This window comes from Cupriavidus sp. PB-02 (assembly GCF_058252315.1).
This window is the reverse complement of the sequence record NZ_CM177694.1, coordinates 4155093-4167585: the sequence shown is the minus strand read 5'-3', so window position 1 is coordinate 4167585 and position 12493 is coordinate 4155093. Positions and strand designations below refer to the sequence as shown.

The following is a 12493-nucleotide window of genomic DNA, read 5'->3' as shown; positions in this document are numbered from 1 at the left end:
AGCAGGGGTTACCGCAGCGGTCACTGCACGCCGTGCGCGGCGCGCCAGCCCAGCCCGGCCTCGGTGGTGGTCTTCGGCTTGTACTCGCAGCCGATCCAGCCGGTGTATCCAATCTCGTCCAGGAACTTGAAAAGGTACTGGTAGTTCAGCTCACCCGTGCCCGGCTCGTTGCGGCCCGGGTTGTCGGCCAGTTGCACATGCTTGATCTTCGGCAGGTTGGCCTTGATGGTGTTGGCAATTTCGCCTTCCATGCGCTGCATGTGATAGATGTCGTACTGCACGTACAGGTTGGGCGCGTTGACCTGGTTGATCAGGTCGACAGCCTGCTGCGTGCGCGACAGGAAGAAGCCGGGGATGTCGAAGGTGTTGATCGGCTCGACCAGCAGGTCGATATGCTCGGCGGCCAGGGCGCTGGCAGCGAAGCGCAGGTTTTCCACCAGCGTTTCCTGCGCCTGTTCGCGCTTGACGTTCTGCGGCAGGATGCCGACCAGGCAGTTCAACTGGCGCACGCCCAGCACTTTGGCGTACTTGATGGCCTCGCCCACGCCGTCCTGGAACTCGCCCACGCGGTCCGGATGGCAGGCAATGCCGCGCTCGCCCGCTTCCCACTTGCCGGCGGGCAGGTTGTGCAGCACCAGATCCAGCTGGAAGCGGTTCAGGCGGTCAGCGATCTGGTCCGCGTGGAACGCATACGGAAACAGGAATTCCACGCCGCGGAAGCCCGCGCGCGCGGCGGCTTCGAAGCGGTCGAGAAAGCCCACTTCGTTGAACAGCATGGTCAGGTTGGCCGCAAGTTTGGTCATACGTCTCTCCGGTTTAGTTGTGTTGTCGTTCTGCCGGTGCAGAACCGGTGATGCAGGGGCGCTGGATTTGCGCGGGCCATAGCCCGCGCTTCCATGTTGGAATCGTGCTGCTTACGCCGTTTCCACTTCTTCGGTCAGGATCGCCTCGTCAGCGTCCTCGATATCCTCGATCGGCTCGAACTCGTTGATGTTGTCGATCTCGGTGCCCATCGCGATATTGGTCACGCGCTCCAGGATCACCTCGACCACCACCGGCACCGAGAACTCGGCCATCAGGTCGCGCGCTTCGGCAAAGGCCGGGGCGATGTCTTCCGGCTTGAACACGCGGATCGCCTTGCAGCCCAGGCCTTCGACCACCTTGACGTGGTCCACGCCGTAGCCGTTCAGCTCAGGGGAATTGACGTTGTCGAAGGCGAGCTGCACGCAGTAGTCCATCTCGAAGTTGCGCTGCGCCTGGCGAATCAGGCCGAGGTAGGAGTTGTTCACCACCACGTGGATGTACGGCACCTTGAACTGCGCGGCCACGGCCAGTTCCTCGATCATGAACTGGAAGTCGTAGTCGCCCGAGATCGCCACCACATCCGAATCCGGCGAAGCGGTCTTCACGCCGATCGCGGCCGGGATGGTCCAGCCCAGCGGGCCGGCCTGGCCGCAGTTGATCCAGTGGCGCGGCTGGTTGACCGACAGAAACTGCGCCGCGGCGATCTGCGACAGGCCGATGGTGCTGACGTAGCGCACGTCGCGCGGGAAGTACTGGTTCATCTCGCGGTACACGCGCTGCGGCTTGACCGGCACGTTGTCGAAGTCGCTCTTGCGCTGCAGGGTGCGGCGGCGCTTCTGCACGTCGGCGACCCACGACTTGCGGCACGGCAGGCGGCCGGCCATCTTCATTTCGCGGGCAACTTCGACGAACAGTTCAAGCGCGGCCCTGGCGTCCGACACGATGCCCAAGTCCGGACCGAACACACGGCCAATCTGGGTCGGCTCGATGTCGACGTGCACGAACTTGCGGCCCTTGGTGTAGACATCGACGCTGCCGGTGTGGCGGTTGGCCCAGCGGTTGCCGATGCCCATCACGAAGTCCGAGGCCAGCAGCGTGGCATTGCCGTAGCGGTGTGAGGTCTGCAGGCCGACCATGCCGGCTTGCAGCGGGTGGTCGTCGGCCAGCACGCCCCAGCCCATCAGCGTCGGCACCACGGGCACGTTGACCAGTTCGGCAAACTCGACCAGCAGTTCCGACGCGTCAGCGTTGATCACGCCGCCGCCACACACGATCAGCGGGCGCTCGGCCGCATTGAGCATGGCGATGGCCTTCTCGATCTGGGCGCGCGAGGCGGCCGGCTTGTACGGCTGCAGCGGCTGGTAGGTCTCCGGATCGAATTCGATCTCGGCAACCTGCACGTCGAACGGCAGGTCGATCAGCACCGGGCCCGGACGGCCCGAACGCATGAGGTGGAAGGCCTGCTGGAACACCTGCGGCACCAGCGCCGGCTCGCGCACGGTCACGGCCCACTTGGTCACGGGCTTGGCGATCGATTCAATATCGACGGCCTGGAAGTCTTCCTTGTACAGGCGGGCGCGCGGGGCCTGGCCGGTGATGCAGAGGATGGGGATCGAATCCGCCCAGGCCGAGTACAGGCCGGTGATCATGTCGGTGCCGGCGGGGCCCGAGGTACCGACGCAGACGCCGATATTGCCCGGCTCGGCACGGGTGTAGCCCTCGGCCATGTGCGAGGCGCCTTCGACGTGGCGGGCCAGCACGTGGCTGATGTTGCCCGACTTGCGCATCGCCGAGTAGAACGGGTTGATTGCCGCGCCCGGGACGCCGAACGCCGTGGTCACGCCTTCCTTCTCCAGAACCGCGATGGCCGCGTCGATTGCTCTCATCTTTGCCATGATCTTGTCTCCAATGGTGGTGGGATTCGCATTGGAGTCGATCCTAGTCCCGCAACGGGGGCGGGATAAACAGAAGGACGATCAGTTGATTCGATACCCTGTGTATGGAATATGGCCATGGAAGCCCGATGAGACGGTCGCCGATGGCACGCCGGCGTATGCAATTGGATATGTGGTGTGATGAGCCGGCCACGCAGCGCAGCGGTGGGTACGCCCCGGTCCCGCGCGGCGTGGTGTCTATCCGGCACGTGCGCAAGCGGCGAAAATGGCGGTATTCCCTCGCCAGGCCCGACCATGTATTCCAGGCTCCCGCCGTCGTACGAACTGCTTGAAGCCCTTGAGGCGCGCACCACTGCGGCGCCCGCGCCGGCCGGCGGCTTCGCGCGCGCGCTGTGGTTCGGCTTTATCGCCGCGCTGGTGGCGACCCTGGTCTGCGGCGGTGCGCTTGCAGTCTGGCGGCTGTGGCTGAAGCACCCGGTGCCACTGTGGTCGCTGCGCACCTTCGAGGCGCTGCTGGCGCTGGCCGCCGCCTGCTACGTGGGTACGGGGCTGGCGCGTACCGGCACGGTGCTGGCCAGGCTGCGCAACCCGCTGCGCTGGCAGGCGGCCGAGATGGACCGCCAGCGCGCGGCCGAAGACGTGCTGCTGCGGCAGCTCGCGCGCGTACCGCCGGCGCAGCTGGAAGCGCGGCAGCGGCGCGTGGCCTTGCAGCTGCGGCTCTGGGAGGGGGCGGCGCGCACCTTGGGGCTGCTGCTGGCACTGGCGCCTGCCGCCGTGGTGCTGGCCAGCGCCTGGCGCACGCTGCCGTGTCCGGAGCAGACGGTGCCGATGCTGCTATGGGGCTATGGAGTGATGCTGGTCGCCGGCGGCGCCAGCTACCTGTACCTGCACGTGCAATGCAGCCGGCCGTTGCGGCGGCTGGCTTACGTGCTGGGCGAGGCTGCGCAGATGAATGCCGAGCTGGACGCGCGCCGGGCGCAACGCGCCGGCGCGACGCCGCGGCAGACGTGATCAGGCCGCAAGATAGGTCTGCACCAGTCGCACCCAGGCCGCCGCACCCAGCGGCAGCACCGCGTCGTTGAAGTCGTAGCCGGGGTTGTCCATGCAGCTGCCGAACTCGCCTTCGCCGTTGCCGCGGCGATCGGGTACACCGCCAGCACGCTGAGTACCAGCGAGGCCACCACCACCAGCGGCTCGACGTGCGGCATTGTGCCCGCCAGTGCCCTGAAAAACTGCCCGCCATGCGCCGCGCCCGATCCGCTTCATAAGCGCCGCCGGGGTGCCACGGCGGCGCCGATGCCGCACAATGGCGCCCGGGAGACAAATACCAGATGGACAAACTCAAGCAAATCGAAGCCTTTATCGCCGTGGTGGAGCACGGCAGCATGGCGGCCGCCGCGCTGACGCAGAACGTCACGCCGGTGATGATCGGCCGCCGCATCAACGCGCTGGAAGCGCGCATCGGCGTCAAGCTGCTGCACCGGTCCACGCGCCGCATCGCCGTGACCGAGCAGGGCGCGGTGTTCATGGAGCAGTGCAAGAAGGCGCTGGCCGACCTGGACCGCGCCGAGATGCTGATCGCCGAAGGCAGACACAAGGCCACCGGCCACCTGATCGTGTCGGCGCCGGCCGCGTTCGGCCGCAAGCACGTGGCGCCGCACGCGCCGGCCTTCCTCGCCGCGAACCCGGAAGTGCAGATCTCCTTCAACCTGACCGACCGCGTGGTCGACCTGGTGCGCGAAGGCTATGACGTGGGCATCCGCATCGGCGGCGCGATCGATCCGAACTTTGTCGCGATCAAGCTCGCGTCCAACAAGCGCGTGGTGTGCGGCACGCCGGCCTACTTCGCCAAGTACGGCGTGCCGCAGACGCTGGATGACCTGGAGCAGCACAACTGCCTGGCGTTCAACCTGCAGGGCGGCCAGCAGCGCGGCTGGTACTTCAGCCAGAACGGCAAGACCGTGACGGTGCGCGTCAACGGCAACCTCGACTGCAACGATGGTGAGCTGCTGCACCGCTGGACCGGCGAGGGCCTGGGGCTGGGCTGGCGTTCGACCTGGGAGATCCTGCCGCAGCTCGAGAGCGGTGAACTGATTACCGTGCTCGACGAATACGCACTGCCCGCTTACGACATCCTGGCCGTGTACCCGCAGCAGCGTCCGGTGCCGGCCAAGATCCGTTTCTTTATCGAGCACCTGAAGGCGCAGTTCGCGCGGCCCGGCTACTGGATGGCGGCCGGGAACGGAGACTGAGGGGCTGACGATGATGACAGCCTGGCTCGCCGACCTCGTCGTCGTGGCGCACGGGCTGTTTATCCTGTTCGTGGTGGCGGGCGGCTTGCTGGTGTTGCGCTGGCCGCGCGTGGCGTGGCTGCACCTGCCCGCGGCGGTGTGGGGCGTGCTGATCGAATGGCTCGGCTGGATCTGCCCGCTGACGCCGCTGGAAAATACGCTGCGGCATGCCGCAGGGCAGGCTGGCTACAGCGGCGGGTTTATCGAGCGCTACCTGTTGCCGCTGATCTATCCGGCAGGGCTTACGCCGGCGGTGCAGTTGTGGCTGGGCGTGGTGGTGCTGGTGGTCAACGTGGCGATCTACGCGCTGTGGTGGCGCCGCCGGCGGGCCGTGCGGCGTCACCACTGAACGTTGCGCTTCAGCGTGCCGGATCGAAGCGCGGCGCGCGTTTTTCCATATTGGCCAGCACCGCCTCGCGCTGGTTGGGCGAGCCGACCAGTTTGTCCTGTTCATCGGACTCGGCCTGCAGGATTTCAGCGTCGCCCCCGCGCTCCACCACCGCCATCAGCCGCTTGGCGGCGCGGATCGCGTCGGGGCTCTTCAGCGCGACCTGGCGCGCGGCTTCCAGCGCGGCGGCGCGCGGGTCGTCCGCAACGTAGGTGGCGAGGCCCAGCTCGCACGCTTCGGTGCCGCTCAGCACCCGCGCACTGTAGATCAGCTCGCGCAGCACGTCGGGGCGGACCAGGCCGCGCGTCAGCACCATGCCGGCCATGTCGGGCACCAGGCCCCACTTCATCTCCATCACCGACAGCCTGGTGTCCGGCGCGACGTAGCGCACATCCGCGCCCAGCGCCACCTGCAAGCCGCCGCCGAAGGCAACGCCGTGCACCGCGGCGAACACCGGGACCGGCAACTCGCGCCACACCATGCAGGCGTATTGCGGGCGATTGGAAATGCCGTGAGTGCGCTTGCCAAGGCGGCCGGCGCCAATGCTGTCGTTGTGCGCCTGGCCATCGCCCGTGCCGTCGTCCGACAGCATCCCCGCCATGCGGCCCATGTCGAGACCGGCGCAGAAGGCGCGGCCTTCGCCCGACAGCACCACCGCACGCAGGTCCGGCATGCGGGCCAGCTGCTCGCCGGTTTCGATCAGGGCATCGAACATCGCCTGGTCGAGCGCGTTCATCTTGTCGGGCCGATTCAGGCGGACATCGGCGACGCCATCGTCGATCGTCACGAGAATTCGTTCGTTGCTGCTGGCGCTCATGCGCGGGCTCCTTGGATACGGGTTTGGGGTTATGCCGTGCGCGCAGTGTCGGCGGTCGGCAGTACATAGTCGCGATAGGTCTCGCGCAGCTTCACCTTCAGCAGCTTGCCGGTGGCGGTATGGGGCAGCGCCTCGACGAACACCACGTCGTCGGGCACCCACCAGCGCACCATCTTGCCGGCGAGGTAGTCCAGCAGCTCGGCCGCGCTGACGTCCTCGCCGGCGCGCTTTACTGCCACCAGCAGCGGGCGTTCCTGCCATTTGGGATGCGGCACGCCGATCACCGCCGCTTCGGCCACGGCGGGGTGGCCCATGGTGGCGTTCTCGACGTCGATCGACGAAATCCATTCGCCACCGGACTTGATCACGTCCTTGGCGCGGTCCACCAGCTGCACGTAGCCGTCAGGGTCGATGTTGGCAACGTCGCCGGTGTCGAACCAGCCATTGTCATCGAGCGCACTCGGTCCGGCCTTGAAATAGCCCGACGCGATCCACGGCCAGCGCACCTTGAGCCGGCCGAAGGCCTTGCCGTCGTGCGGCAGCACGTTGCCGGCATCGTCCTCGATGCGCAGGTCCACGCCCCATAGCGCGCGGCCCTGCTTGAGCTGCACCTTCAGGCGCGCAGCATCGTCCAGTCCGGCGTGCTGCGGCAGCAGGGTGTTGATGACACCGATCGGGCTGGTCTCGGTCATGCCCCAGCCTTGCATCAGCCGTGCGCCGAATTGCCTGTCAAAGCGCTCGATCATTGCCGCGGGCGCGGCCGAGCCGCCGACGCCCGCAACCTTGAGCGGGAGCTGCGAAGGATCGATCTCGGGATGCGCATCGAGGTACTGGAACAGCATCAGCCATACTGTCGGCACGGCGGTGGAATAGGTCACACGCTCGTCGCGCAGCAGCCGGTAAACACTTTCACCGTCGAGGTGCTGCGCCGGCAGGACCATCTTGGCGCCGTTCATCGCGCACGCGTAGGGCAGCCCCCAGGCGTTGGCGTGGAACAGCGGCACGATCATCAGGACGCTGCTGTCGGGGCCGACGCCGAAGGTATCCGCCGCGCTCGCCTTCAGGCTGTGCAGCACGGTGGAGCGGTGCGAGTACAGCACGCCCTTGGGATTGCCCGTGGTGCCTGAGGTGTAGCAAAGCGAGGACGCGGTGCGTTCGTCGAACTGCGGCCAGTCGTAGGTATCGCTCTCAGCATCGAGCAGGTCTTCGTAGCACAGCGCATCGGGCATGCCGGCCGCCACCACCGCCGGCATCTGTGCACGGCCGGTCAGCGCGACATAGTGCTGCACGCTGGTGAGATGCGGCGCAAGCTGCGCCACCAGCGGCGAGAAGGTAGTATCGAAGCACAGCACGCGGTCTTCCGCGTGGTTGATGATGTAGGCAATCTGCTCCGGGAACAGCCGCGGGTTCACGGTGTGCAGTACCGCGCCCGAACCGGATACGCCGAAGTACAGCTCCAGGTGCCGGTGCGTGTTCCACGCCAGCGTGCCGACGCGGTCGCCCGGCTGCACGCCGAGCGCGGCCAGTGCATTGGCAACGCGTTTCGCGCGCCGGTGCACGGTCTCGTAGTTGCTGCGCACGGTGTCGCCTTCCACCGTGCGCGAGACGATCTCCTGTCTCGGGTGGTACGCCGCGGCGTATTCGATCAGCGAAGAAATCAACAACGGACGGTCTTGCATGAGGCCAAGCATGATGCGTCTCCAGATGCTGTTTCCCTTGCCTCGGGGACGGCTGTCCCCGAGGGTGCTGCAAACGGCGAATGCGCTGGCGCTCAGCGGCCCTTGAACTGGGGCTTGCGCTTCTCGACGAAGGCGGCCACGCCCTCGCGGCAGTCTTCGCTGCGGCTGGCACGCGACTGCAGCGTGGCTTCCACCTCCAGTTGCGCGGCCAGGTCGTTGTCGAAGCTCTGGTTGAGCGCTTCCTTGATCAGCCCGTAGGCCATCGTCGGCATGGTGGCCAGGTGGCGCGCCAGCTTGCTGGCCTCGTCCTGCAGCGCTTCGTCGTCATGAAGCTTCCACACCAGTCCGATGCGATGCGCTTGCTCTGCGTCGATCTTCTCGGCCAGGATCGCCAGCGCGCGGGCGCGCATCTCGCCAGCGTAGCGCGGCAGGAAATAGGTGCTGCCGGCATCGGGAATCAGGCCGATCTTGGAGAACGCCTGCAGGAAGCTGGCCGAGCGGCCCGCCAGCACCACGTCGCCGGCCAGCGCCAGGCTCATGCCGGCGCCAGCGGCCACGCCATTGACCGCGGTGATCACCGGCTTGGGCATCTGGCGCAGCGCCATGATGATTGGGTGGTAGCGCTCGCGCAGCAGCGCGCCCGAATCGGACAGGCCGTTGCCGCCGCCCTGGCGCGCGGCCAGGTCGGCGCCGGCGCAGAAGCCGCGGCCGGCGCCGGTCAGCAGCACGGCACGCACCTCGGCATCGGCGGCGGCACGTTCCACGCCTTCGCGCAGTGCGCCCATCAGCTCGGCGTTCATCGCGTTGAGCACGTCGGGGCGGTTCAGCGTGAGCGTGGCCACGCCTTCGCTGGATTGGTAGAGCACGGCAGCGGTCATAGGTCGGTTCTCCATGTAGATAGTTATTTGTTCAGAAGGCGATGGCCTTACTGCGGCTTCTTCAGCGCGTCGGCGGAGGCGTCGCCCAGCTTGCTGCCGCCGTCGCAGTCGAGGATGGTGCCGGTCACGTAGCGCGCGTTGTCGCTGCTCAGGTACATCGCCGCGTCGGCGATATCGTCCTTGGTGCCGTAGTCGCGCAGTGCCAGGCGCGCCTTGTAGCGGGCCTCGACCTCGGGCGTCGGCGCGAGCCGCGCCATGCCTTCGGTATCGGCGATCGGGCCGGGCGAGATGCCGTTCACGCGTACGCCGGCCGGGCCCCATTCCATCGCCAGGCACTTGATCAGCATGTTGATGCCGGCCTTGGCCGCGCAGGCGTGGGCCTGGAACATCATCGCGTTGACCGCCTGCGGCGCGGTGATGGCGATCAGCGACGAGCCTGGCTTGTTGAGGTGGTCGAAGCTGGCGCGGAATACGTTGAAGGTGCCGAGCAGGTCGATATCGACCACGGTCTTGAAGGCATTGGCCGACATGCCGACCACCGGCGCGAGGAAGTTGCCCGCTGCGCCGGAGATCACCACGTCGATCGGGCCCAGCTCGTCCTGGGTGCGGGCGAAGGCCGCTTCCACGGCGGCGTAGTCGCGCACGTCGGCGGCCATGCCGATGGCGGTGCCGCCGGCCGCGGTGATGGTATCGGCCGCGGCCTGGATGCGTTCGGCGGTGCGGCTGATCAGCGCGAGCTTCGCGCCGGCGCGCGCGAAGCCGTGCGCGATGCCGAGGTTGATGCCGGAAGAAGCGCCGGCGATGAATACGGTCTTGCCGGCGAAGGCGTCTGCGCGGAAGGCACTGGGCATGGAAAGTCCTCTCGATCGATGGTCAGGGCGATGCTTGCCGCGATCCGGCAGGGCAGATCGTGGCGGGGTGGGGCGGGGAAGCGAGTGAGGGTGCTAGCGCCGGCGGCGTGGCCGCCGGGCGGGCGTGGCGCAGTAGCGCATGACTGGTCTCCATTTCTGCGTTCTGATTTACGTCCGCGCGGATGCTCCGGCGGCGCTGGCCTCTGGCTCGGGCCTCCGGCATCCTAACCCGAAGCCGGGGTTCGTTCACGCGCGCCGTCGGCAATGCCGGACCGCCGCCGGCGCAATAGTGCGAGCGCGGCGACGGCACCGTCAACGCGGCTGCAGTCGCCGCAAAGCGCTGGCTGGAAAGGGAAAACGGCATGCCCCGGAGGGGAAGAACACTGGCCCCGGCGGTGCGCCGTTCAGCGGCACGAAAGCCAGTCCTCAGAAAAAAGAAAGCCCGCACACCATTGCAGCGTGCGGGCAGCCTTCCGGCGATAAGGCGCGGAAGGCGGAGTGCTCATGAAGTGCGCCCCCGCGTCTTCATGGCGAGGGCAAGTGTGCGCGCGGGCGGCGCTTGCTGCTTTGACTCACGTCAAGCGCGGGTCAGGCGCCTCGGAAGTGATCAGGCCAGCAGTGCCGCCACCAGGTCCTTGCCCCGCGCCACCGGCGGGGTTTCCTCGAAATGCAGGGCGCCCTCGACATGGCCGAGGTGCTCCACCATCAGCGCGACGGCCCGCTCGACATCGCCGGCACGGGCGGCCTCGATGAACTCGCGATGCTCGTCCGACGAGCACGCCGCGTCGCGGCGCGACTGGTACAGCATGGTGATCACCGCGCTGCGCGTCGACAGTTCGCGCATCATCTCGGTCAGCACGCCGTTGCCGACCACCTCGGCCAGCACGATATGGAAGTCGCCCAGCAGCCGGGTGCGCACCTGCGCATCGTTGCCAGCCAGCGCCTTGCGTTCGGACGCCAGGTGCTTGTCGATGCGCTTGTAGTCGGCAGGCGTCGCCTTGGCGACGAACTCGCGCGCCAGCGCCGCTTCCAGGATACGGCGCACCGCGAAGACTTCGCGCGCTTCTTCCGCACTGGGCTTGGCGACGAAGGCGCCCTTGTCCGGCACCATCTGGATGACCTTGTCCTTGGACAGCATCAGCAGCGCCGCGCGCACCTTGGTGCGGCTGACGCGATAGACGCTGGCCAGGGCCTCCTCGCGCAGCTTGGTGCCGGGCGGCAGGCGGTGCGAGACGATCGCCGCGACAATGTCTTCGGCGATCGCTTCGGCGGTCATGTCAGGATCGATATGCTCGGGCATGGCAGCGCACTTGCGCAGAGGCTGCGCGGTAGGGGAGATGCCGTGATTCTAGCGCCCCACGACGGTCCCGGGCACGGCGGCGGGCGAACCCGCACCGGCGCCGTCTTGCGCCATCGCGGCAAGGCCCGCATCCAGGTCGGTCGCCTCGATGGTGCCGTTGAGCACCCCATGCGCCCGTTCGCGGTCGATATCCTTCTCCCAGGCCGCCACCACCACGGTTGCCACGCAGTTGCCGATCAGGTTGCCGAGGGCGCGCGCGATGCCGATAAACCAGTCCACCGACAGCACCAGCACCAGCCCGATCGCCGGAATCGCCGGATGTGCCGACAGCGTCGCCGCCAGGATCACGATGGCCGAGCCCGGGATGCCGTGCGCGCCCTTGGAGGTGACCAGCGCCACCGCCAGGATGCCGAGCAGGTCTGCCATTGCCAGCGGCGTGTTGGTGGCCTGGGCGATAAACACCGCGGCCAGCGTCAGGTAGATCGAGAACGCATCCAGGTTGAAGGAGTAGCCGGTAGGAATCACCAGGCCCACCACCGACTTCTTGATGCCCATGAATTCCAGCTTCTTCATCACCTGCGGCAGCACGCTGTCGGACGAGGCGGTGCCCAGCACCACCAGCAGCTCGGCGCGCAGGTAGCGGATCAGCTTGATCACCGAGAAGCCACACACGCGCATGATGGTGCCCAGCACCACCAGCACGAAGATGATCACCGCGCCGTAGAACAGGAACACCAGGAAACCGAGCTGCTTGAGCGAGCCGATGCCGTACTTGCCCACGGTAAAGGCCACCGCGCCCAGCACGCCCAGCGGCGCCAGCTTGATGATGAAACCCATCATCTTGAACAGCGTGTGCGAGAAGGTGTCGATCAGCTTGACCAGCGGCCGGCCCGGCTCACCGACCAGCGACAGCGCGCAGCCGAACAGGATCGATACCAGCAGCACCTGCAGCACGTCGCCATTGGCAAACGCGCCGAACACGGTATTGGGGATCAGTTTGAGCAGGAAGTCGACCGTGCCCTGGTCCTTGACCTTGGTGGCGTTGTCGATGAAGCCGGCGATGGCCGACGCATCGAGCGAACGCGGGTCGACATTCATGCCGACGCCGGGCTGGAACACATAGGCCAGCAAGATGCCCAGCGCCAGCGCAATGGTGGTGACGATCTCGAAATACACCACAGCCTTGATGCCGACACGGCCGACCTTCTTCAGCTCGCCGGCGCCGCAGATACCGGCCACCACCACGCAGAACACGATGGGCCCGATCAGCATCTTGATCAGCTTGATAAAGGCGTCGCCAAGCGGCTTGAGCTTGGCGGCGAACTCAGGAAAAACCAGGCCGAGTGCGGTGCCGATCACAAGTGCGATCAGTACCTGGCCGAACAGCGAGCGGGTAAAGCGGGTGTGCAGGCGAGGGGTGCCCGGGCGGGGCTGCGAGGGAACTGCATGCTGCATGGTTGTCTCCGTGCCGGGCCGGTCCTGCACTTGTCCATTGGCTTGTGCAGGCTGGCCCATCTGATCCAGGAATCACCGGCTGCCCCCGTACTGCTCTACTGGCTGGTGGGCTGCCGGCCTTACGTTCCGGGCGGG

11 protein-coding genes and 1 pseudogene are annotated in these 12493 nt (G+C 67.0%); 3 read left to right on the top strand and 9 right to left on the bottom strand.

All coding sequences use genetic code 11. The features are described 5' to 3' along the window. Positions 1 to 20 precede the first annotated feature (20 nt). Positions 21 to 803 (bottom strand): hydroxypyruvate isomerase, encoded by a 783-nt coding sequence (gene hyi, locus AC10V3_RS19635; protein WP_490922767.1) that lies wholly within the window; start codon positions 801 to 803, stop codon positions 21 to 23. 111 nt (positions 804 to 914) lie between these two features. Continuing rightward, entirely contained in the window at positions 915 to 2699 is a 1785-nt protein-coding gene (gene gcl, locus AC10V3_RS19630) for a glyoxylate carboligase (protein ID WP_349604420.1), read from the bottom strand. Between the two features lie 294 nt (positions 2700 to 2993). On the opposite strand from gcl, the gene AC10V3_RS19625 reads away from it, so the two are divergent. Further along, on the top strand, positions 2994 to 3710 hold the full coding sequence (locus AC10V3_RS19625; RefSeq protein WP_490922765.1) for a hypothetical protein: 717 nt from the start codon (positions 2994 to 2996) through the stop codon (positions 3708 to 3710). Here the strand turns inward: AC10V3_RS19625 and AC10V3_RS19620 are convergent. Further along, positions 3711 to 3833 (bottom strand): annotated as a pseudogene (locus AC10V3_RS19620) (amidohydrolase); the annotation flags it as partial. Positions 3834 to 4030: 197 nt separating this feature from the next. On the opposite strand from AC10V3_RS19620, the gene AC10V3_RS19615 reads away from it, so the two are divergent. After that, on the top strand, positions 4031 to 4951 hold the full coding sequence (locus AC10V3_RS19615; protein WP_022536951.1) for a LysR family transcriptional regulator: 921 nt from the start codon (positions 4031 to 4033) through the stop codon (positions 4949 to 4951). Between the two features lie 10 nt (positions 4952 to 4961). Beyond that, the gene (locus AC10V3_RS19610; RefSeq protein WP_022536950.1) at positions 4962 to 5339 is read left to right on the top strand and encodes a DUF2784 domain-containing protein; all 378 of its coding nucleotides are present in this window, start codon (positions 4962 to 4964) and stop codon (positions 5337 to 5339) included. Between the two features lie 10 nt (positions 5340 to 5349). Here the strand turns inward: AC10V3_RS19610 and AC10V3_RS19605 are convergent, their stop codons facing one another. The 6 genes from AC10V3_RS19605 to AC10V3_RS19580 all read right to left on the bottom strand — a co-directional run bounded on the left by AC10V3_RS19605 (position 5350) and on the right by AC10V3_RS19580 (position 12358). Further along, complete coding sequence (locus tag AC10V3_RS19605) at positions 5350 to 6195, bottom strand: crotonase/enoyl-CoA hydratase family protein (RefSeq protein ID WP_022536949.1); 846 nt, start codon at positions 6193 to 6195, stop codon at positions 5350 to 5352. Between the two features lie 29 nt (positions 6196 to 6224). Further along, on the bottom strand, positions 6225 to 7886 hold the full coding sequence (locus AC10V3_RS19600) for a long-chain-fatty-acid--CoA ligase (protein WP_490922764.1): 1662 nt from the start codon (positions 7884 to 7886) through the stop codon (positions 6225 to 6227). 80 nt (positions 7887 to 7966) lie between these two features. Then, positions 7967 to 8752 (bottom strand): enoyl-CoA hydratase-related protein, encoded by a 786-nt coding sequence (locus tag AC10V3_RS19595; RefSeq protein ID WP_022536947.1) that lies wholly within the window; start codon positions 8750 to 8752, stop codon positions 7967 to 7969. A gap of 47 nt (positions 8753 to 8799) precedes the next feature. Further along, positions 8800 to 9603, bottom strand: coding sequence for an SDR family oxidoreductase (locus AC10V3_RS19590; protein WP_022536946.1), 804 nt, complete (start codon positions 9601 to 9603; stop codon positions 8800 to 8802). A 607-nt stretch (positions 9604 to 10210) separates the two neighbouring features. Further along, positions 10211 to 10903 carry a GntR family transcriptional regulator gene (locus tag AC10V3_RS19585; RefSeq protein WP_022536945.1) on the bottom strand — a complete coding sequence of 231 codons (693 nt, stop codon included), beginning with the start codon at positions 10901 to 10903 and terminating at the stop codon, positions 10211 to 10213. A gap of 48 nt (positions 10904 to 10951) precedes the next feature. Continuing rightward, positions 10952 to 12358 (bottom strand): C4-dicarboxylate transporter DctA, encoded by a 1407-nt coding sequence (locus tag AC10V3_RS19580; RefSeq protein ID WP_022536944.1) that lies wholly within the window; start codon positions 12356 to 12358, stop codon positions 10952 to 10954. Positions 12359 to 12493: the final 135 nt, after the last annotated feature.